Source organism: Photobacterium profundum, from assembly GCF_003026285.1.
GTDB lineage: Bacteria > Pseudomonadota > Gammaproteobacteria > Enterobacterales > Vibrionaceae > Photobacterium > Photobacterium profundum.
Window position 1 is genome coordinate 70,108 of sequence record NZ_PYOD01000002.1, and the last position, 26,846, is coordinate 96,953.

The window sequence follows — 26,846 nt, forward strand, 5'->3', positions numbered from 1 at the left end:
TCAAAGGTTAGGATCGACCTTAAATGCATCGTGGCTAAATAATTGATTCAGAATATCTGCCTGACTAACATCACCAAGGCTAGCAGAGTCAATATTTTCAAGAACGATACTCTGTGTATTCCCAGAGTCACTATTGGTAACAGATAAGTTAACTTTACCGTCGTTATCAAAGCTCGCGGTCAAATCACCAGAGGTGACATGTCCAAGTAGATCATCCATATCAAATTTATCATCACCACCATCTGACAATATTTGAGATAAATCGAGTTGGTCTTGATCCAATTTGAAATCAGTAATCACATCTTCATTGGACAATGTATCATCCCATGTGAACAAGTTATTACCTTCACCACCAGTCAAGAAGTCATTTCCTGCACCACCCGTTAAGACATCGTTACCATCAAAACCATAGAGGTTCTCACCACTATTATCCGCAACAAGGATATTATCCCCAGCATCGCCGAAGTTGTTAGCCACATCAAGCTGTCCGCTGTTAAGTAACGTGCCTAACTTATCTTCATCAGACATACCAGCAGGGTCATTCCCTAGCAAGGCTGCTTCCGATACACCATTAAGCACTATATTCTGAACTAAGCCGCCTTGGTCATCGTAAATTTCAAGAGTCGAATCCGTCCCATTGCCCGTCAGTTTTATAAGACTGGTCAAATTACTGAGTGACATCGAATCATACGCGCTAAAGGCATCTGTAAGGTCGATTTTATCGATACCTACTTCAAAATCCATAATGGTATCTGTCGCGACATTAGCCGCAGTACCAAAGTCACCGGCTTGCCACTTGAAGATATCTTCAACACCATCGCCAGTTCCACCTTGCTCCCCCCCCCACATAATATCCTCGCCAGCCCCGCCGACTAAGATGTCAGAAGCCACGCCACCAATTAAGATATCGTTACCATCACCACCCAATAATGTTGCTTCGGCACTACTATCAATCACCAAGTTTGCGGCATCAGAGCTAGATGAACCTCCAATCTGATTACCAGTATTGGCAAGATTATCGACCACAACATTGATATCGACAGTTGCTGATTCAGCTTTGCTGCCATCAGTTTCTTCTGATACGGCCACAACTTCTAGGTTGTTCTCACCTTCACCCAAACCAATAACATGCAAGTCAGCGAGATCCGCCTTTAATACCACCCAGACACCGCCGCCCATGTTGGTTCCAACAGGTTGGCCATTGCTATCCACCAGCTGCCCCGTGCCTAAATTACGCACTTCAATCGTCAGAATTTCTGATGCATCAGTGACAGCCGCCATCAATCCCAATAATGGAATCATGGTGTTCATTGAACCACGGATTGCAGCCGTCTGGATAAAGCTATTATCTAGAGATAATGTCGGCGCATCGGCTTTCGGGGTTACCGTTACAGGAACTTTACTGATTGCCGTGTCGTCAGTACCTGAGCCGACATTACCGCCGTCGTGGGTCGTCATAGTCAGTTCATCAGCACCACTGTAGTTGTCGTCACCGTCATAGGTAACACCGTTGTTCAGCAGTGCGTTGATATCATCCATTGAGCCTGTGACCATCACAGTATCAGTTCCCTGACCTGTCACAACAACACTGCTTCCCACAGGAGTATCAACACTCAAAATACCGTGCGCCACATTTAACGTGACAGACATAGAGCCCGTCGTGCCAGCTTCACCAAAATCGACATCACTGATCTGCATGCCTGCAATCACTGTACTGCCGTCTTCTTCCGCAGTCACAGCATTAGGTACTGTATTCACAGGCGCATCATTAACAGGGTTAACTGTGATCGTAATGCTGTCGCTGTCTGTCAATCCTTCTGCAGGACCAGTACCTGAGTTCGCCTGATCATTTGTTGTCATGGTCAGGGTATCGTCACCATTGAAGTTAGTATCACCCGTATATTCCACACCGCTCGCTAATAGCGCATTGATGTCATCAAGACTACCGGAGATAATTAAGGTATCAGATTCTTCACCCGTTACTAGTAGTCCCAATGCCGCCCAATCGAAGCTATCAGGAACATTTAAGGTTCCATCGCCAACATGCAGGGTCACCGTCATTTCACCATTAGCAGTTTCGTTAGCATCAACATCCACCACTTTCAGACTGTTAATTAGTAGAGGCACATCTTCATCAGCAGTTAAACTACTTGGAAGCACGTTAACAGGTGCATCATTTTCAGCTTCAACATCAATGTGAATAGTCTTATCAACCGCAATACTATCTATTGCTACAATACCGTTATCCACAGCGCGGATATCAACATTGATATTACCGTCCCAATTTACACTATTCGCATCACCTGGATGGAAAATCAACTTATCAAGATCTGAAGACTCAACAGTCACAACCCATACACCGCCACCCATATTAGTTGCGGTGCCCACTACACCATCCGGCAAAGCAATAGAACTAGATTCGGGAACATTTGTTAATGTAACTTGTAAACCTTCCGGCCCTTTTTCTGTCACAGTTGATGCTGAACCGTCATAACTATTTTTATCGTCAAAAGCTTCAACATTTAGGATTAAATCAATCCCTGCGGTATCGTTCTCTGTGCCTGATGCTTCAGTTTCAACGTCTGTATCCACACGATCAGCCACTGGTTGAACATCAATAGTAATACTGGTTGAGTTTTCCGCCACTTCCGTTAACGAATCTTCTTTACTGTAAACCACTACATTCAATTCAACTTCACCGCTGAAATCTTCAGGTGGAATCACTTTAATATTATCTAAATTGAAGGTTGTCTGGCCTGGTGGTAACGAAATACTCCACTCACCATTACTGTTGTTTACCGCACCTTCAATAATGAAGCCTTCAGGCACCCCCGTCAGCTTTATGGACAGGATTTGTTCAGAACCATCAATATCAACAATCGTTCCGCCAATACCAGCCAGTGATACACCGCCAGCATCTTCTTGACCAACGACCTTATCTGGACCCGTCCAGCTTACCGCATCGTTAACTGCTACAACCTCAAAATTCACATCGGTAGTGTAGGAGCCGGTATCCGTTGCTGAACCACCAGTTTGATCGAAGTTCGCCGTATCCGTAATATCAACTTTTACCCCCACACTGACTGAACCGCTAAAATCTTCCACAGGACGGAATTGAATATTGCCCAATTCACTTGCAGGTAGAGTAATTTCAGAGACTAATGAACCGTCAGCTGCAACAAAGAAACCTTTCGCCGAATCAACCGTCAGTGTTACTGACGTCACCGTTTCTAGACCTTCATTTAAAGAGGTGCTGCTATCTGCAAGCACCACACTCAAATCAAGCGTAATATCACCGTCTTCATACGCGACACCAGTGTAATCATGATCTGCGCTACCATCGGTGATCGGTTGCTTGTTACCGTCTAGTCCGTCAGTCTTCACAACGCTGATTTCAACTTCCGGCGTATGATCGCCCGTTTGTGAATTACCGGGAATGTCAACAACAGGGTTCACCTGCACAGGAATGGTGTCAGAGACTTCTTTGACATCACCACTCACTGTATCTGTCGTCACGTATTTAACGTCAAGCTCAAAATCACCGGCAAAGTCTTCAGGTAATTTAATACCAATAGCAGACAAATCAACATGACCTTCTGAGTCAACAGGCACTTTAAGTACATACTCACCCGTTTCATAGTTATATTCCGCGCCAGTTATAGACACACTATTAGGTAGCGTTGAAGCATCAATGACTAAGGTAAATACATCATTCTCATGATTTGAACCGGACGTACTAACGGAAACAAACGCATCTAACTGGTTACCAAAATCCAAGTAATTATCTTCGGTACCTGTAATGACAATATCGGGTTGCACATCAATATTTCCAGCCTCTTGATCGCCACCCGTTGTGCCGTTGAAGTCGAGTTCGATGACAGTATCAATGTCTTTACGAACACCGTTGCTCGAATCGCCTTCGTTGTTATCACCTAGATCGCGAATCTCAGCAGAAATATGAACGAAAACTGTAGAGGTCTGGTCAACTGTTGCAATAATTTGCAGATTACCCAGTTCAGATTGAGGTACCGTCCAGCTCCCATCACCATTATTAATGCCACCCATCACCAAGAACTGATCTAAGATGCTTTGATCGGTAATCGTATTACCGCTGGCATCCACCAAAGTAATGACTACTTTTTCAATAACTTCAGTACTGCTTAAATCATCTTCGATGAAACTTAAGCCATTGGTAAACGTCTGATCACCCGTTGTATTAATATTGATGTCGATAACACCATTCGCATCACTAGTAATCTTATTCGTCACATCACCGTTATTGCCCACAATCGCTAATTTGCCATCGTCTTCCACAACAGCATTAATATTGACATTGAGTGTGCCTTCTATGTTTTTAACATCAGTTGCCGCTGAATCGACATCCACTTCGGTGACTGTCACTTCCGCCTTCAATGTTAAATCAACATCAGAATCTTCAGGACCTTTCACGCGCAATGATTGTCCGCCAGATGTAATCTGAGCCACCTGAGCTGGCGTCAAGGTAATCTCCCCACCACCAGAAGAAATCAATGTGTTGCCTATGTACAAATCATAATCAGCAGGAAGATCTTTAATCACCAAGCCAGTGATTACTTCCTTGCTATCAGTAAGGTCTGGCTGCCAATTCAAGTTAACGTAGCTATCTTCGTTTCCGTTTGAGTTTTTGCTGTAATCCGTCGCATCAACAACTGGCTCAACATGGATAACCAAGTTACCGTCAAACGATTTACTGTCACCGTCATTCTCTGTCACGACCAATCGCACACCGAGATCAATATCAGCCGTACTGTTTAATGGTGGAGTTATTGTGATGCCATGCAATGTATCAAGATTCACTTCATATTTAGGGTTACCATTCGCATCCGTACCAACATAGACTAGCGATTGTTCATTACCGTTTGCATCAAAAATCTTAACGCCTTCCGGAATGTTCGAAATAACCAAGCTAAGTGTTTCTGAGTTATCTGTTGGCGCTAACGCGTGTTCGCCCGACATGACAGAGAAGTCAAAAACTGCAGAACTATCTTCATCAATCGTAGTTTCAAGACCAGTACGGCCATCGGTTAATTCTGTCCATGATGAATTGTTGAAATCAAAGTCCGGCTTATCAGCAACACCCGTTAAGTCAACTTCAATTGTTTGCTCACCAGTTACAAACTCATTCACCACATCTGTGGTTGTTGTGCCATCAGGATTAGTGACTGTTGCGGTATCTTTTATGACACCTTCAACTTTTATCGTGAAATCAATATTACTCTCTGGCGTTGGTTGTAACTGCAGCTTATCAATTTCATCATAAGCCACTTCGTATTTTCCATCGGCATCAGGTACTAATGCTTGTCCATCAAGGAACAATATAGCGCCTGTTGGTAAACCGGAAATGCGAACAAAGAGTTTTTCTGAACCATCAGCGTTGTCGTCTTGAGGTGTCAGGAAGATGTGATCTTTTAAGTCAATCCTAACATCTTCATCTGATTCAATACGCTTCACTTTCATGGTCGCATCATCAGCATCAGGATTGACATTGATGATGATTTCTTTATGAACAGAGTCAGCCGTATTTTGGTTGTCACGCTCTTCACTCTGCGCGTATACATCCAACTTAATGTCGCCACTGAAGTTATCCGCAGGGTCTACTTGTACAGAACCAATATCAGCTGCAGCAACTTTATAGATGCCAGAACCCGTAGGCGTTTCTACTAGGTTGTCACCAACTAACGTGCCTTCACCTTCTTTAATCGTAATGAAGTAATACAGATCTTCCGAGCTAGTATTAGAGCCATCGTCATCTTGCAGTACAGCTGTCAGATTCAGAACAACGTTACCCGTATCTTCTGTAACTGTATAGTGGTAGGTAGTATTGGCATCTTCCCAGGTTGGAATATCTGCTACACCATCGACATGCACAGTAAAGCTACCGTTCATACCTGGGTGCTTGCTGCTATCGGTATTGACGACTTCAGCACTCACATTGAAGTTCAAGTCACCATTAATGGTTGAGAAGTCTTCATCCGGCATAAAAGTTACGCCATTGAGAGAGAAAGTACCGTCACCATTATCGGTGAAGGCTGCTGACGGAAAGGTAATTGAACCATCGGCATTAGCCGTAATCACTACACCATTCCACATAAAGTCACCGTGCATATCACCGACAGGTGTTATGGTAACCGTACCGACAGATTCACCACGATCTGAATCACCGACATCGATATCCATGTTGATGGCAATACCGTGATAATTAGGATCAATGGTGTCTGAAGCACTGCCACTATCTTCTTGGCCCGTGCTGTTATGTGTGGTTAATGTGGCGTCTTGATCACTGATTTCTAACGTAATGACACCTGTATCAGTATCACCATCACCGTCCGTTACCTCAAAGCCAATCTCTTTGATGATATTCTCAATGTCATGGTCTAAATCATCATTAGCTACAAAATATGTTTTACCTTCGACGGTAATCAGCAACGTTCCCAGGACCTCATTGCCTTCTTTAACTTCGTATAAGTAGTAATCACCCGAAGTAGGTAAAGAATCCAGAGGGATACGAACGTTATCTACGATTAAGGCCGTGACTGTCGCATCATCCGCACCTTCACCAATAATCGTTAATACATCGGCGCTAGTGGTCGACAGCCCTTCTACTGTATTTAACGTAACATCTGTCGCGGTTGGCTCATCATCTTTAATCGTAACAGGTACATTAACTGTATTACTCTTATCACCATCTTGGTCAATCGCTTGTATCGGAAGAGTTATTATCAGTTCATCATCTGTTAGGCCACCCTCTTCGTGGTCAACATTACCTTTAAGAATAAACTCATATTTACCGCTATTACTCAGTTTAATGACAAAGATAGTCGTATTGCCAACCTTACCGAAGTAATTACCATTGTTACTATTGTAAGACAGAGTGATTTGCTGCCCATCCGACATTAGTACACCAGCGTTTTGCTGATTAAAGGTAGCAACATCAATAACGAAATCAGTAACTTCATCACTACCGCTATCGACAGTGATTTGCCCTTTCGCTTTTTCGTCTTTGCTTGATGGATCAGAGCCTTGATGGTTTTTATTATTGCCATTCAGGGCACTTTCATCGACAGAAATCGACTCAAAACCAGTAATCACAGGATCGGCACCATCGTTGATAGTCACATCGACTGAAATACCAGCAGCAAGTTTGTCACCGTCAGTATCTGCGACTTGGACTGGCACATCGATGGTAATCTTGTCACCATCAGTTGATACCATGCCATTTGCATTGCCACCTTGGTGATCAAGCGGTTGGTTTTGTATGATGGTAATAGTGATGTCTACATCATGACCATTCGCCGCTTGCACTGCGTCTACAACCACTGTCATCACGACAACACCGGCAGCAACACCCGTTAATGTACCCGTATTTGCGTTGTAGGTGAACGTAATTGGCTGATCACCCGCTGTTAATTCATTTTGTAGTTCAGTAATTAATGCATCAAGTGTATCGCTATCAATCTCAGCAGAATTAGGATCTAGACGATCGACGCCTGCAGGGACATTGATCGTAGTACTACCTGTTACAGGGTAAGGAGACTCACTACCTTCAGGTGTCAAATCACCTTCAGTGATAGTAATAGTACCCGTTTGGCCACCCCCAGCATTGGTGCCGTCATTGACCACGACATTGATATGACCCGGCGCACTGGTATCACCATCTTTATCATCTGCTAATACATCAAGAACAATGTTTTCATTATCACCTACTTTATCATCAACCTGATCAATCGGTTGTTTCTGATCAACCGTATAGTTACCGTCGATATCAACCGTGGCTTCCATGACCACCACATTCGGATCACTCACTAAAGTGACAATAATCGTGCTGCCATCTGCACTAACAGTATAAGTGGTTGCTTCACCATTACTGGTTAGGCCATTTAGCGAAGATTGCGTATCGTCAAAGTACACTTTAACAACATCGTCACTGCCAGTATCGACATCAATTTGACCTGTGCCGGAAACAACACCGTCATCCCCTTCTTCTAAGTTAACAGTGCTGTCTGCACCAAATTTCGGATCATCCCCATCAGTAATGGTGACATTCACATTCACTGGCTTTTCAAGATCATCGCCGTCAGAATCCGTCATCTGAACTGGAATATCGACAGTGATCGCGTCGTCACCCACATTCACATAAGTGCCCGAGCCATTGGTGTGATCCAGTGGACCACTTTGCTCAATGGCCATCGCTACGCTGACATCACCATTCGCTAGCTGCGTTGGCGTCAGTGTTATCTCTAAAATTTCTGCACTGCCAGCCTGTGTTATGCCCGTAATGGTAATCACACCATTGGCATCAACCGTTAGCGTAAACGTCAATGGCGCACCATTTGATGTCAGGCCATTCAACTCAGCTAAGAGGCCAGTTTGCACACCGGCTTCAACACGCATCGTATTTGAAACCAGATTGTCGTTCACGGCTTCAACCGTAAAGCTACCAGACCCTGTTGATGGGTACGCTTTACCGATAGCCGGATTTTCAAGATCACCTTCTACAACCGTTAGGTTTGCAGTAACATTTTCACCTGTCGCATCTTGACCATCTTTGATCGTAATGATGACTTGACCGCTATTACTGACATCACCGTCTTTATCTGTCGCAACGACATCCAAGGTCAGACCGATGTCATCTCCTTGTATGTTATCTTGATCAAGCGGTTCATCTTGCTTAACTGTATACGTGCCATCTTTATTCATGGTGATGGTTAGAACGGGAGCACCGTTATTGATGCCGCCATCAATCGTTACCGTGATTACATTTCCATTGACGATGTACGTTGTGGATTGACCGTTAGTGGTTAAGCCAACAAGTGACGCTTGTACCGCATCAAATTCCACCTTATCAATTGCATCACTGCCTATATCAAGGTCAATCGCACCTGATACCGTTTGGCTATTTTCGGTTTCTGTAATGGTTGTGCCACCATCAAGACCGAAGACAGGATCGGCACCATCTTGAATCGTAATATCCACTTTCGCGGCAGTATCTAAATCATCGCCATCAGTGTCTTTCGCTTGTACAGGCACGCTGATCGTAATGTCATCGCCATTGGTTTTGACGAAGCCATCGACATCTGTTGGATTGTTATGATCGAGTGGCAGATGCTGTTTGAACTCAACATTCACATTGATATCGTCACCCACTTGAGTGCCTAATAGTGTGATTGTTACTGCAACATCACCACCAGGGCTTGTGCTACCAACTAAAGTTGAGCCATCCGCACTGAGCAAGAAGACTAACTTCTCACCACCAGAGGTTAATTCTGATTCCAACTCGGTAATCAGTGCTGCTACTTGTACTGGATCTACGTTCACTGTTGTTGGATCGAGGCGATCTTCACCCGCCGTTACCATAAAGGAATCTGACGTTGTTTTAGGATAGGTCGTTCCGCCCGTTGAGGTTTCAAGATCCCCTTCAACTGCTGTCATTGTGTGGCTTTCACCGCCTGTCGCATCGCTACCGTCAGCCACTTCAATATTAATGGTACCGCTGGCGGTGTCACCATCATCATCTGTTACAGTCACTTTGATCGGCAAGTTCAGCAGGTTATTAATATCCTGATCCAACTCTCCGGTGATTTTCGCCGTGTAAGAACCATCGTTATTAATGGTGACTTCAAGTACAGTCTTGCCATCACTGTCTTTCAGCAGTAATTCGTTACCATTTACTTCAACTGTCGTAGCGTGCCCATTACTGGTGACACCATTAAAGCCAGATTGCATATTTGCATCATCAAATACGATAGATGCAATTGCATCACTGCCCGTATCAACAACAATACTGCTCGAGATAACTTGGCCTTCTTGCGTTTCTTCATTCAGAGAAATGCCAGAATCAACACCGAATGACGGCAATTGACCATCTTTGATCGTCACAATTACATTGGCAGTATCACCAAGATCATCACCATCAGTATCTTTACCTTGAATCGGTAAATTGATGGCAATACTGTCACCATCCATGCTAACAAGCCCAGTGCTATTTCCTGATTTATTGTGATCGAGTGGTTTACTTTGTACTACTTCAATAGCCACATTAACATTTTGCCCATCTTGCACTGCTGTTAACGTTATCGTGATGACTTCAACACCATTAACAGTACCCACTAAAACGCCATTAACATCGTTACTAAATTCAACCTTTTCACCAGCTGATGTTAACTCTGCTTCCAATTCAGTAATCAATGCAGCTATTTTATCTGGGGCGAAACCTACGGTTGAAACATCAAGATGGTCTTCACCACCTGTAATTGTAATTTCTGTATTGCCGCTTACTGGATAACCATCAGGGCTTAAATCTGGTTCTGTGATGTCAATTTCACCTAGCTCACCACTTGAATCATTACCATCGGATATAGTGATATTCATGGAACCATTCGTGGTATCACCGTCTTTATCAGTAGCCGTTACATTCAGAGTGATTTTTACTAAGTCACTAACGTCTTTTTGATCAACAGCTCCCATTACTTTGACTACATACGATCCATCTGTACTTATAGTCACCGTCATTACGGGATCATTGCTACTGTCGAATACTGTAATAGTACGACCAGAATCTGATACCACAAAAGTAGTTGCAGCACCGTTGCTAGTAATCCCCGTTAAACTCGGCTGAGAAGGTTGGAACACAATCGTATCAATAACGTCAGAACCAACATTCAGCGGGATTTGCCCAGAAATTAAATCATTTTTGTCTGATGTTTCATTAATAGTGACACCTAAGTCAGCATCAAATGATGGATCCTGACCATCCGCAATGTTAATGACCAACTGCCCGGTATTGCTTGTATCACCGTCATAGTCTGTAGCTGTTACATCCAGTTCAAGCTTGATGCTATCCCCGTTATTATTATCTTGTTCTAATGCTTCATCTTGCTTAACAGTATACGTACCATCTTTATTCATGGTGATGGTTAGAACTGGATCACCGCTATTTGTACCGCCGTTAATCGTTACTGTAATTACGTTACCATTCACAACATACGTTGTGGATTGACCGTTAGTGGTTAAGCCAACAAGTGACGCTTGTACCGCATCAAATTCCACCTTATCAATTGCATCACTGCCTATATCAAGGTCAATCGCACCTGATACCGTTTGGCTATTTTCGGTTTCTGTAATGGTTGTGCCACCATCAAGACCGAAGACAGGATCGGCACCATCTTGAATCGTAATATCCACTTTCGCGGCAGTATCTAAATCATCGCCATCAGTGTCTTTCGCTTGTACAGGCACACTGATCGTAATGTCATCGCCATTGGTTTTGACGAAGCCATCGGCATCTGTTGGATTATTATGATCGAGTGGCAGATGCTGTTTGAACTCAACATTCACATTGATATCGTCACCCACTTGAGTGCCTAATAGTGTGATTGTTACTGCAACATCACCACCAGGGCTTGTGCTACCAACTAAAGTCGAGCCATCCGCACTGAGCAAGAAGACTAACTTCTCACCACCAGAGGTTAATTCCAGCTCCAATTCAGTGATCAACGCTGCTACTTGTGCCGGGTCTACGCTCACTGTTGTTGGATCGAGGCGATCTTCACCCGCCGTTACCATAAAGGAATCTGACGTTGTTTTAGGATAGGTCGCTTCGCCCGTTGAGGTTTCAAGATCCCCTTCAACTGCAGTCATTGCGTGATCTTCGCCGCCTGTTGCATCACTGCCGTCAGCCACTTCAATATTAATGGTACCACTGGCGGTGTCACCATCATCATCTGTTACGGTCACTTTGATCGGCAAGTTCAGCAGGTTATTAATATCCTGATCCAACTCTCCGGTGATTTTCGCTGTGTAAGAACCATCGTTATTAATGGTAACTTCAAGTACAGTCTTGCCATCACTGTCTTTCAGCAGTAATACATTACCACTCACTTCAACTGTCGTGGCGTGTCCATTACTGGTGACACCATTAAAGCCAGATTGCATATTTGCATCATCAAATTCGATAGATGCAATCGCATCACTACCCGTATCAACAGCAATACTGCCAGAGATAACTAGGCCTTCTTGCGTTTCTTCGTTCAGAAAAATTCCAGTATCAACACCGAATGACGGCAATTGACCATCTTTAATTGTTACTGTCACAACCGCTGGGGTATCTAAGCTATCACCATCGGTGTCTTTACCTTGCAGAGGAACATCGATTGCAATGCTGTCACCATTTTCGCTGACATATCCCGTACTATTACCCGACGCGTTATGATCCAGAGGCAGAAGTTGATCGACTTTAACTGTCACACTGACATCCTGACCAGCTTGTACCGCAGTCACTGTTACGCTAACCGCAATAACACCATTTGGAAGCTTACCCACTAACACACCATTTTCGAGTGTGAATGCCAGTGTTTCACCTCCAGAAGTCAGTTCCGCTTCCAGTTCAGAAATTAACGCTGCTTGCTGTGTTGCATCAATCCCCACCGTCGTGACATCAAGGCGATCTTCACCCGCATTCAGCGTGATATCAGTCTCAGCCGACACTGGGTAGCCATTTGGACTTAAATCCGGCTCTGTAATTTCCACGCTAACAGTTTCACCACCACTGGCATTCGCACCATCGGTAATGCTGATGTTCATTGAACCTGAAGCACTATCACCGTCTTTATCTGTCGCTATGACACCCAAGTTCAAATCAGTCGACAAACTTGCTTCTTGATCAATAGGACCTGTCACTGTCACGGTATACTTGCCGTCTGTATCAACAGTGATCACCATGATTGGCTGAGCATTGCTATCAAATAATGTGATGGTGTTATCAACCACATCATAGGTCGTAGGATTACCGTTACTGGTAAGACTTTCAAGATCTGTTTGGGTCTCCGCAAAGACTAACGTTGCAATGGCATCTGAGCCCACATCCAGATTCAGTTGACCTTCTACAGCGACACCTTTATTCGATGTTTCATTAACAGTGGTGCCAGAGTCAGTATCAAATGATGGATCATCACCATCTTTAATAATGATGCCTACATTGGCAGGGCTCGTCAGATCATCGCCATCAGTATCAGTCGCCTGAACCGGTACCTTGATGTGTATTTCATCGTTTTCAGAAGTAATGTAACCCGCAGTATCACCAGTGTTTTTGTGATCCAATGGAACATTTTGCGTGATATCTACAGTCACCGTCAGATCTTGACCGTTCTGTGCCGCAGACAATTCAACCGTCAACGCAACTTGTCCATTTAACCTACCAACAATGTCGCCGTCAGCATTTAACGAGAAGGTTAATGTTTGTCCACCTGACGTTAATTCAGACGCCAACTCCAGCATTAAGGCACTGACTTGCGCAGGGTCAACTTCAACAGAATCAGGAACCAAGCGATCTTCACCGGCAGTTAATTCAAAATTACCTGACTTCGTTGCAGGATAAGAAGTATCTGTACCACCGACACCATTGCCGTCAGTATCAAGATCACCTTCGATCAGCTCAATCGTATCGGAATTACCGCCTGCTGCATCATCACCATCAGTGATCGTGATGTCCATTGAGCCGTTTGTTGTATCACCGTCTTTATCGGTTGCTGTGACACCTAAATCGACATTGATGCTATCGCTCGCACCGCTTTGATCAACTGGTCCAGTTACCGTGACTTTGTATGAACCATCGGTATCAATAGTTACTGTCATTACTGGCTTATGCGCGCTGTCAAAAACAGTCAGCGTATTGCCTGTTACGGTATACGTGGTTGGTAGCCCATTACTGTTAATGTCGACTAATTCAGGTTGGTCAGCTTGGAACACAAGGGTATCAATCGCATCTGAACCGACATTCAGTGGGATCTGACCACTAATCACATCGCCTTTTTGTGTGGTTTCATCAACGGTGACACCAGAGTCTGCACCGAACGATGGATTAGCACCATCGGTAATCGTGATATCCACATTGGCAGGCGTATCTAAATCATCACCATCGGTGTCAGTCGCTTGCACGGGTACATTGATGTGAATTTCATCATTGGCAGAGGTAATGTAGCCCGTTTCATCTGAGCCATTATGATCAAGCGGAACGTTTTGCGTAATTTTAACGCTCACCGTCAAGTCTTGACCGTTTTGCGCCGCTGACAGTTCGACCGTCAACGCCACTGTGTTGCCCAACATACCAACAATGTCACCGTCAGTATTTAGAGAGAAGGTTAATGCTTGTCCCGCAGACGTCAGCTCGCTCGCCAACTCGGTCATCAAGGCATTCACTTGTGCAGGATCAATAACAATCGAATCTGGGACTAGACGATCTTCACCCGCTTTGATAACAAACGAACCTGATTGCGAGGCTGGGTATGTCGTATCAGTATCACCCGAATTAACACCGTCACCAACCGTATCTAAGTCGCCTTCATTCAGCGTTAGCGCACCTTGGTCGTCACCCGCAGCATTGATGCCGTCAGTGATGATGATGTCCATCGCACCGTCAGTGGTGTCGCCATCTTTATCGGTGGCAGTCACGTTCAAATCAATATTGGTGGATTCGCTGTCACCTTGATCGATAGGTCCGGTCACCGTCACTTCGTATGAACCATCAGTGGCGATAGTCACCGTCATCACAGTATCGCCTGCACTGTCGAGAACCGTCAGGATATTCCCCACAACCGTGAACGTCGTCGCTTCACCATTACTGGTGATCCCTGTTAATCCAGGTTGAGCCGCTTGGAACACTATGGTATCAATCGCATCTGAGCCCACATCCAGTGGAATCTGACCGGAAATCGCATTACCTTTCTGCGTAGTTTCATCAATCGTCACGCCAGAGTCAGCACCGAACGATGGATTAGCACCGTCGGTGATCGTGATATCCACATTGGCAGGGATATCTAAATCATCACCGTCAGTATCAGTGGCCTGCACGGGTACATTGATGTGGATCTCATCATTGGCAGATGTCACATAGCCCGTACCGTTTATGCCATTATGATCCAGTGGGACATTTTGCGTGATGGTCACCGTGACTTTCACATCTTGACCTTGCTGTTCGCCCGACAAAGAAACGGTTACAGCCACAGTACCGTTCGGCAATGTACCGACTAGATTACCGTTACTATCCACTTCAAACGTCAGCGCCTCACCGCCTGAAGTCAGTTCATTTTGCAGCTCAGCGATCAAATCACTTTGTAATACTGGATCAACCTTTACTGAACTTGGAACAAGGCTGTCTTCACCCGCTTTGATAACGAATGAGCCTGATTGTGATGCGGGGTATGTGGTGTCGGTATCGTTCGGATTAACGCCGTCACCCGCCGTATCTAAATCGCCTTCGTTCAGCGTGAGCGCACCTTGGTCTCCACCTGCGGCATTGGTACCGTCAGTGATGGTGATATCCATCGAACCATCAGTGGTGTCGCCATCTTTATCAGTGGCAGTCACGTTCAAATCGATATTAGTCGATTCACTGTCACCTTGGTCTATTGGACCTGTAACCGTGACTTCATATGAACCATCTATCGCGATAGTCACTGTCATGACAGGAATATTGGCACTATCAACAACGGTAATTGTGTTGCCTGAAACAGTGAATGTCGTCACCTCACCGTTACTGGTGATCCCTGCTAATTCAGGTTGGTCAGCTTGGAACACAAGGGTATCAATCGCATCAGAGCCCACATTCAGTGGGATCTGACCGGAAATCACGTCACCTTTTTGCGTAGTTTCATCAATCGTCACACCCGAATCAGTACCAAAGGATGGATTAGCGCCGTCGGTAATAGTGATATCCACATTGGCAGGCGTATCTAAATCATCGCCATCGGTGTCTGTCGCTTGCACGGGCACATTGATGTGAATGTCATCATTGGCAGAGGTAATGTAGCCCGTTCCATTTGAACCATTATGATCCAGTGGGACATTTTGCGTGATGGTCACTGTGACTTTCACATCTTGACCTTGCTGCTCGCCTTGCAGTGATACGGTCACCGCAACAACGCCGCTTGGCAATGTACCAACCAGATTACCGTTATTATCCACTTCAAAGGTCAGCGTCTCACCGCCTGAAGTCAGTTCATTTTGCAGCTCGGTGATCAAATCACTTTGTAACGCTGGGTCGATTTTTACTGAGTCCGGAACGAGGCTATCTTCACCGGCTGTAATCACAAACGAACCCGACTGTGAGGCTGGGTAAGAAGTATCAGTGTCACCAGAGTTAACACCGTCACCCGCTGTATCTAAATCACCTTCGTTCAGCGTGAGCGCACCTTGGTCACCACCCGCAGCATTGATGCCGTCAGTGATAGTGATATCCATCGAGCCGTCAGTGGTGTCACCGTCTTTATCAGTGGCAGTCACGTTCAGGTCAATATTGGTGGATTCACTGTCACCTTGGTCAACAGGACCAGTGACGATCACTTCATACGATCCGTCAGTGGCAATGGTCACCGTCATCACGGTATCGCCTGCACTGTCGAGAACCGTTAGGGTATTACCCACAACCGTGAACGTCGTCGCTTCACCATTACTGGTGATCCCTGTTAATCCAGGTTGAGCCGCTTGGAACACTATAGTATCAATCGCATCTGAGCCCACATCCAGTGGAATCTGACCGGAAATCGCATTACCTTTCTGCGTAGTTTCATCAATCGTCACGCCAGAGTCAGCACCGAACGATGGATTAGCACCGTCGGTGATCGTGATATCTACATTGGCAGGGATATCTAAATCATCACCGTCAGTATCAGTGGCCTGCACGGGTACATTGATGTGGATCTCATCATTGGCAGATGTCACATAGCCCGTACCGTTTGTGCCATTATGATCCAGTGGGACATTTTGCGTGATGGTCACCGTGACTTTCACATCTTGACCTTGCTGCTCGCCTTGCAGTGATACGGTCACCGCCACAACGCCGCTTGGCAATGTACCAACCAGATTACCGCTCGCATCAACCTCAAACGTCAGCGTCTCACCACCTGAAGTCAGTTCATTTTGCAGTTCAGCGATCAAATCACTTTGTAATGCTGGGTCAACTTTTACTGAATCTGGAACAAGGCTGTCTTCACCCGCTTTGATAACAAACGAACCTGATTGCGAGGCTGGGTATGTCGTATCGGTATCACCCGAATTAACACCGTCACCAACCGTATCTAAGTCGCCTTCATTCAGCGTGAGCGCACCTTGGTCGTCGCCCGCAGCATTGATGCCGTCAGTGATAGTGATATCCATCGCACCGTCAGTGGTATCGCCATCTTTATCAGTGGCAGTGACGTTCAAGTCAATATTGGTCGATTCACTGTCACCTTGGTCAACAGGACCTGTTACGATCACTTCATACGATCCGTCAGTGGCAATGGTCACCGTCATCACGGTATCGCCTGCACTGTCGAGAACCGTCAGGGTATTCCCCACAACCGTGAACGTCGTCGCTTCACCATTACTGGTGATCCCTGTTAATCCAGGTTGAGCCGCTTGGAACACTATGGTATCAATCGCATCTGAGCCCACATCCAATGGGATCTGACCACTAATCACATCACCTTTTTGTGCTGTTTCATCAATCGTCACACCAGAGTCAGCACTAAATGATGGATTCGCACCGTCGGTGATGGTGATATCCACATTGGCAGGGGTATCTAAATCATCACCATCGGTGTCAGCCGCTTGCACGGGTACATTGATGTGAATCTCATCATTGGCAGAGGTAATGTAGCCCGTTCCATTTGTGCTGTTATGATCAAGCGGAACGTTTTGCGTAATTTTAACGCTCACCGTCAAGTCTTGACCGTTTTGCGCCGCTGACAGTTCGACCGTCAACGCCACTGTGTTGCCCAACATACCAACAATGTCACCGTCAGTATTTAGAGAGAAGGTTAATGCTTGTCCCGCAGACGTCAGCTCGCTCGCCAACTCGGTCATCAAGGCATTCACTTGTGCAGGATCAATAACAATCGAATCTGGCACTAAGCGGTCTTCGCCCGCTTTGATAACGAATGAGCCTGATTGCGATGCGGGGTATGTGGTATCGGTATCACCCGGATTAACACCGTCACCCGCCGTGTCTAAATCGCCTTCATTCAGCGTTAGCGCACCTTGGTCACCACCCGCGGCATTGGTACCGTCAGTGATGGTGATATCCATTAAACCATCAGTGGTGTCGCCGTCTTTATCGATGGCAGTCACGTTCAAATCAATATTGGTGGATTCGCTGTCACCTTGGTCAATTGGACCTGTTACGGTCACTTCATACGACCCATCAGTGGCGATGGTCACCGTCATCACAGGGTTATTGACACTATCAACAACAGTAATCGTGTTACCTGAAACGGTGAACGTCGTCGCTTCACCGTTACTAGTAATGCCCGTTAAGCCAGGTTGAGCCACTTGGAACACAAGGGTATCAATCGCATCAGAGCCCACATCCAGTGGGATCTGACCTTCAATCGCATTACCTTTCTGCGTAGTTTCATCAATCGTCACACCCGAATCAGCACCGAACGATGGATTAGCACCGTCGGTAATGGTGATATCTACATTGGCAGGGGTATCTAAATCATCGCCGTCAGTATCTGTTGCCTGCACGGGTACATTGATGTGAATGTCATCATTGGCGGAAGTAATGTAGCCTCCGCTGTCGCCGGTATTAGTATGATCCAGTGGGACATTTTGCGTAATAGTCACCGTGACTTTCACGTCTTGACCTTGCTGTTCGCCAGACAAGGTAACGGTTACAGCCACATCACCGTTCGGCAGTTTACCAACTAGGTTACCGTTACTATCCACTTCAAACGTCAGCGCCTCACCACCCGAGGTCAGTTCATTTTGCAGTTCAGTGATCAAATCACTCTGTAATGCTGGGTCAATTTTTACTGAACCCGAAACAAGGCTGTCTTCACCCGCCTTGATAACAAACGAACCTGATTGCGAGGCTGGGTATGTGGTATCGGTATCACCCGGATTAACACCGTCACCCATCGTGTCTAAATCACCTTCGTTCAGTGTTAGCGCACCTTGGTCACCACCTGCTGCATTGGTGCCGTCAGTGATAGTGATATCCATCGAACCGTCAGTGGTGTCGCCGTCTTTATCAGTAGCAGTAACGTTCAAATCGATATTGGTTGATTCACTGTTACCTTGATCGATTGGTCCTGTCACTTTCACGTCGTAAGAACCATCGGTAGCGATGGTCACCGTCATCACGGTATCGCCAGTACTGTCGAGAACCGTCAAGGTATTACCGACAACCGTGAAAGTCGTCGCTGCACCGTTACTGGTGATCCCTGCTAATCCCGGCTGGTCAGCTTGGAAAACGATGGTTGCGATTGCATCAGAGCCCACATCCAGTGGGATCTGACCGGAAATTACGTTGCCTTGTTGTGATGATTCATTGATCGTCACGCCTATATCTGTGCCGAATGCAGGATTGTCACCGTCTTTAAGAATAATGCCCACGGTGGCCGGTGTCGTCAGATCATCGCCATCAGTATCTGTCGCTTGAACCGGCACATTAATATGAAGTTCGTCGTTTTCAGAGCGAATGTAACCCGCCGTATCACCCGTGCTGTTGTGATCCAACGGCACGTTTTGCGCAATATCAACGCTCACCGTTAAATCTTGACCGTCTTGTACCGCAGACAGCTTAACCGTCAGCGCCACCTCGGTACCCAACATACCGACAATGTCACCAGCAGCATTCAACGAGAAGGTTAAGGCTTGTCCGCCTGAGGTCAGTTCAGCCGCAAGCTCTGTCATCAAGTCTGCCACTTGGGCTGGGTCCACTTGAACAGAGTCAGGGACTAAACGGTCTTCACCGGCAATTAACGAAAAATTACCCGATTGGGTGGCTGGATAAGAGGTATCGACGCCACCCGCCCCATTGCCGTCAGTGTCTAAATCACCTTCAGTCAATGTAATGGTGCCGTTATAGCTACCCGACGCGTCATCACCATCGGTGATGTTGATATCCATTGCACCGTCAGTGGTATCGCCGTCTTTATCAGTGGCAGTCACCTTCAAATCGATATTAGTCGATTCACTGTCACCTTGGTCGATTGGACCAGTCACTTTGACGTCGTACGAACCGTCAGTCGCGATGGTTACTGTCATCACTGGCTTGTTAGCACTGTCCAGTACCGTCAATGTATTACCGACAACCGTGAATGTCGTTGCCTGACCATTGCTGGTAATACCCACTAATCCCGGTTGATCAGATTGGAAAACAATCGTATCAATCGCATCTGAGCCCACATCCAGTGGGATCTGACCCGAAATCACCTCGCCTTTCTGCGTGGTTTCATCAATCGTGATACCCGAATCAGTTCCGAACGATGGATCCGCACCGTCGGTAATGGTGATATCTACATTGGCTGGTGTATCTAGACCATCGCCATCTGTGTCAGTCGCTTGCACGGGTACATTGATGTGGATCTCATCATTGGCAGAAGTAATGTAGCCCGTTCCTTCTGAGCCATTATGATCCAACGGTACATTTTGCGTGATCGTCACCGTAACGTTCACGTCTTGACCTTGCTGCTCACCAGATAAAGAAACGGTTACAGCAATAGTACCGTTTGGCAATGTACCAACTAGGTTACCGTTACTATCCACTTCAAACGTCAGTGCCTGATCACCTGAGGTCAGTTCATTTTGCAGTTCAGTGATCAAGTCACTTTGTAATGCTGGGTCAATTTTTACTGAACCCGAAACAAGGCTGTCTTCACCCGCCTTGATAACAAACGAACCTGATTGCGATACTGGGTATGTGGTGTCGGTATCGCTCGGATTAACACCGTCACCCGCCGTATCTAAATCACCTTCGTTCAATGTTAGCGCACCTTGATCACCACCCGCGGCATTGGTACCGTCAGTGATAGTGATATCCATCGAACCGTCAGTGGTATCACCATCTTTGTCAGTGGCAGTCACGTTTAAGTCGATATTTGTGGATTCACTGTTACCTTGGTCGATCGGGCCTGTGACCGTCACTTCGTACGAACCGTCAGTGGCGATGGTCACCATCATGACAGGGTTATTGGCACTATCAATCACCGTAATTGTGTTACCAGAAACACTGAATGTCGTCACCTCACCGTTACTGGTGATCCCCGCTAATCCTGGCTGGCTAGCTTGGAATTCAATGGTATCAATCGCATCAGAGCCCACATCCAGCGGGATCTGACCGGAAATCACATCGCCTTTATCTGTTGACTCATTAATCGTCACGCCAGAATCAGCACCGAATGATGGATTAGCGCCGTCGGTAATAGTGATGTCCACATTGGCTGGGGTATCTAAATCATCGCCATCAGTATCTGTCGCCTGTACGGGTACATTGATGTGGATCTCATCATTGGCGGAGGTAATGTAACCCGTTCCGTCTGAGCCATTATGATCCAACGGGACATTTTGCGTAATAGTCACCGTGACTTTCACGTCTTGACCTTGTTGTTCGCCAGACAAGGAAACGGTTACAGCCACAACACCGTTTGGCAGTTTACCAACCAGATCACCGCTCGCATCAACCTCAAAGGTCAACGCCTCACCGCCTGAAGTCAGTTCATTTTGCAGTTCGGTGATCAAGTCACTTTGTAATGCTGGAGCAACCTTTACTGAACTTGGAACAAGGCTGTCTTCACCCGCCTTGATAACAAACGAACCTGATTGCGATACTGGGTATGTGGTGTCGGTATCGCTCGGATTAACACCGTCACCCGCCGTATCTAAATCACCTTCGTTCAGCGTTAGCGCACCTTGGTCATCACCCGCAGCATTGGTACCGTCAGTGATCGTGATATCCATCGAACCGTCAGTGGTATCACCATCTTTGTCAGTGGCAGTCACGTTCAAATCAATATTGGTGGATTCACTGTCACCTTGGTCGATTGGACCTGTAACTGTGACATCGTACGAACCGTCAGTCGCGATAGTCACTGTCATCACGGTGTCGCCAGCACTGTCGAGAACCGTCAGGGTATTCCCCACAACCGTAAACGTCGTCGCTTCACCATTACTGGTGATCCCTGTTAATCCAGGTTGAGCCACTTGGAACACAATGGTATCAATCTCATCAGAGCCCACATCCAGTGGGATCTGACCCGAAATCACGTCACCTTTTTGCGTAGTTTCATCAATCGTCACACCCGAATCAGCACTGAATGATGGATTAGCACCGTCGGTGATCGTGATATCCACATTGGCAGGGCTATCTAAATCATCGCCGTCAGTATCTGTTACCTGCACGGGTACATTGATGTGAATGTCATCATTGGCAGAAGTAATGTAGCCCGTTCCTTCTGAGCCATTATGATCCAACGGTACATTTTGCGTGATCGTCACCGTAACGTTCACGTCTTGACCTTGCTGCTCACCAGACAAAGAAACGGTTACAGCAATAGTACCGTTTGGCAATGTACCAACTAGGTTACCGTTACTATCCACTTCAAACGTCAGTGCCTGACCACCTGAGGTCAGTTCATTTTGCAGTTCAGTGATCAAGTCACTTTGTAATGCTGGGTCAATTTTTACTGAACCCGAAACAAGGCTGTCTTCACCCGCCTTGATAACAAACGAACCTGATTGCGATACTGGGTATGTGGTATCGGTATCACCCGGATTAACACCGTCACCCGCCGTATCTAAATCACCTTCGTTCAATGTTAGCGCACCTTGATCACCACCCGCGGCATTGGTACCGTCAGTGATAGTGATATCCATCGAACCGTCAGTGGTATCACCATCTTTGTCAGTAGCAGTCACGTTTAAGTCGATATTTGTGGATTCACTGTCACCTTGGTCAACAGGACCAGTAACGATCACTTCATACGATCCGTCAGTGGCAATGGTCACCGTCATCACGGTGTCGCCAGCACTATCAAGTACTGTCAGGGTATCGCCAGTAGCAGTAAAGGTCGTTGACAGACCATTACTCGTAATGTCAGTTAATCCCGGCTGGTCAGCTTGGAACACTATGGTATCAATCGCATCTGAGCCCACATCCAATGGGATCTGACCCGAAATCACGTCACCTTTTTGCGTAGTTTCATCAATCGTCACGCCAGAGTCAGCACCGAACGATGGATTAGCACCGTCGGTGATCGTGATATCCACATTGGCAGGGCTATCTAAATCATCGCCATCGGTGTCTGTCGCTTGCACGGGCACATTGATGTGAATGTCATCATTAGCAGAAGTAATATAGCCCGTACCGTTTGAGCCATTATGATCAAGCGGGACATTCTGTTCGATAGTCACCGTGACCTTCACGTCTTGACCTTGTTGCTCGCCCGACAGGGTAACCGTGACAGCCACATCACCGTTCGGCAGTTTGCCAACCAGATTACCGCTCGTATCAACCTCAAACGTCAGCGCCTCACCACCTGAGGTCAGTTCATTTTGCAGCTCAGTGATCAGATCACTTTGTAATGCTGGGTCGATTTTTACTGAACCCGGTACAAGGCTGTCTTCGCCCGCCTTGATAACAAACGAACCTGATTGCGATACTGGATAAGAAGAGTCTGTATCTCTCGGATTAACACCGTCACCCGCCGTGTCCAAATCGCCTTCATTCAGCGTGAGTGCACCTAAGTCACCACCCGCAGCATTGGTACCATCATTAATAGTGATATCCATCGAACCGTCAGTGGTATCACCATCTTTGTCAGTGGCTGTCACGTTTAAGTCGATATTTGTGGATTTGCTATCACCTTGATCGATCGGACCTGTTACAGTCACTTCATACGATCCGTCAGTCGCGATAGTCACTGTCATCACGGTGTCGCCAGCACTGTCGAGAACCGTCAGGGTATTCCCCACAACCGTAAACGTCGTCGCTTCACCATTACTGGTGATCCCTGTTAATCCAGGTTGAGCCACTTGGAAAACAATCGTATCAATCGCATCTGAACCCACATCCAATGGGATCTGACCTTCAATCGTATTGCCTTTATCTGTTGTCTCATTAATTGTCACGCCAGAATCAGCACCGAATGATGGGTTCGCACCATCGGTAATGGTGATGTCCACATTGGCAGGCGTATCTAAATCATCGCCGTCAGTGTCAGTCGCTTGCACGGGTACATTGATGTGAATGTCATCATTGGCAGAAGTAATGTAGCCCGTACCGTTTGAGCCATTATGATCAAGCGGGACATTCTGTTCGATAGTCACCGTGACCTTCACGTCTTGACCTTGTTGCTCGCCCGACAGGATAACCGTGACAGCCACATCACCATTCGGCAATGTACCAACTAGGTTACCGTTATTATCCACTTCAAAGGTCAGCGCCTCGCCACCTGAGGTCAGTTCATTTTGCAGTTCGGTGATCAAGTCACTTTGTAATGCTGGGTCGATTTTTACTGAACCCGGAACAAGGCTGTCTTCACCCGCCTTGATAACAAACGAACCTGATTGCGAGGCTGGGTATGTCGTATCGGAATCGTTCGGATTAACACCGTCACCCGCCGTGTCCAAATCGCCTTCGTTCAGTGTGAGCGCACCTTGGTCGCCGCCCGCGGCATTGATGCCGTCAGTGATGGTGATGTCCATCGCACCGTCAGTGGTGTCGCCATCTTTATCAGTGGCAGTGACGTTCAAGTCAATATTGGTCGATTCACTGTCACCTTGGTCAACAGGACCAGTGACGATCACTTCATACGAACCGTCAGTGGCAATGGTCACCGTCATCACGGTATCGCCTGCACTGTCGAGAACCGTTAGGGTATTCCCCACAACCGTGAACGTCGTCGCTTCACCATTACTGGTGATCCCTGTTAATCCAGGTTGAGCCGCTTGGAACACTATGGTATCAATCGCATCTGAGCCCACATCCAATGGGATCTGACCGGAAATCACATTACCTTTCTGCGTAGTTTCATGAATTGTGATACCCGAATCAGTACCGAACGATGGGTTCGCACCGTCGGTGATCGTGATATCCACATTGGCAGGGATATCTAAATCATCACCGTCAGTGTCAGTGGCCTGCACGGGTACGTTGATGTGAATCTCATCATTGGCAGAGGTAATGTAGCCCACTCCATCTGAACCATTATGATCCAGTGGAACATTCTGCGTGATGGTCACTGTGACTTTCACGTCTTGACCTTGCTGCTCGCCAGACAAGGTAACGGTTACAGCCACATCACCGTTCGGCAGTTTGCCAACCAGATTACCGCTCGTATCAACCTCAAATGTCAGCGCCTCACCACCTGAGGTCAGTTCATTTTGCAGTTCAGTGATCAGATCACTTTGTAATGCTGGGTCGATTTTTACTGAACCCGGAACAAGGCTGTCTTCGCCCGCCTTGATAACAAACGAACCTGATTGCGATACTGGATAAGAAGAGTCTGTATCTCTCGGATTAACACCGTCACCCGCCGTGTCCAAATCGCCTTCGTTCAGTGTGAGCGCACCTTGGTCACCGCCCGCGGCATTGATGCCGTCAGTGATGGTGATGTCCATCGCACCGTCAGTGGTATCGCCATCTTTATCAGTGGCAGTGACGTTCAAGTCAATATTGGTCGATTCACTGTCACCTTGGTCAACAGGACCAGTGACGATCACTTCATACGAACCGTCAGTGGCAATGGTCACCGTCATCACGGTATCGCCTGCACTGTCGAGAACCGTTAGGGTATTCCCCACAACCGTGAACGTCGTCGCTTCACCATTACTGGTGATCCCTGTTAATCCAGGTTGAGCCGCTTGGAACACTATGGTATCAATCGCATCTGAGCCCACATCCAGTGGGATCTGACCGAAAATCACATCGCCTTTCTGCGTGGTTTCATCAATTGTGATACCCGAATCAGTACCGAAAGATGGGTTCGCACCGTCGGTAATGGTGATGTCCACATTGGCAGGCGTATCTAAATCATCGCCGTCAGTATCAGTGGCTTGCACGGGCACATTGATGTGAATGTCATCATTGACGGAAGTAATGTAGCCTTCGCTGTCGCCGGTATTAGTATGATCCAGTGGGACATTCTGCGTGATGGTCACTGTGACTTTCACGTCTTGACCTTGTTGTTCGCCAAACAAGGAAACGGTCACAGCCACATCGCCATTCGGCAATGTACCAACTAGGTTACCGTTATTATCCACTTCAAAGGTCAGCGCCTCGCCGCCTGAAGCCAGTTCATTTTGCAGTTCAGTGATCAAATCACTTTGTAATGCTGGATCAACCTTTACTGAACTTGGAACAAGGCTGTCTTCACCCGCTTTGATAACGAATGAGCCTGATTGTGATGCGGGGTATGTGGTGTCGGTATCGCTCGGATTAACACCGTCACCCGCCGTATCTAAATCACCTTCGTTCAGTGTTAGCGCACCTTGGTCACCACCCGCTGCATTGGTACCGTCAGTGATAGTGATATCCATCGAACCGTCAGTGGTGTCACCATCTTTATCAGTGGCAGTGACGTTCAAGTCAATATTGGTCGATTCACTGTCACCTTGGTCAACAGGACCAGTGACGATCACTTCATACGAACCGTCAGTGGCAATGGTCACCGTCATCACGGTATCGCCTGCACTGTCGAGAACCGTCAGGGTATTCCCCACAACCGTGAATGTCGTCACCTCACCATTACTGGTGACCCCCGCTAATCCTGGCTGGCTAGCTTGGAATTCAATGGTATCAATCGCATCAGAGCCCACATCCAGTGGGATCTGACCGGAAATCACATCGCCTTTATCTGTTGACTCATTAATCGTCACGCCAGAATCAGCACCGAATGATGGATTAGCGCCGTCGGTAATAGTGATGTCCACATTGGCGGGGGTATCTAAATCATCACCGTCAGTATCTGTTGCCTGCACGGGTACATTGATGTGAATGTCATCATTGGCGGAAGTAATGTAACCCGTTCCGTCTGAGCCATTATGATCCA

General features: G+C 46.7%; 1 protein-coding gene (running past one end of the window). It reads right to left on the reverse strand.

What is annotated here, in order from left to right; all coding sequences use genetic code 11:
* Positions 1-26,846 carry the 3' portion of a T1SS-143 repeat domain-containing protein gene (locus C9J48_RS27825; protein WP_006229289.1) on the reverse strand. The gene runs 2,692 nt beyond the window's last position, so only the last 26,846 of its 29,538 coding nucleotides appear in the window; its start codon lies beyond the right edge, outside the window; it ends in the stop codon at positions 1-3.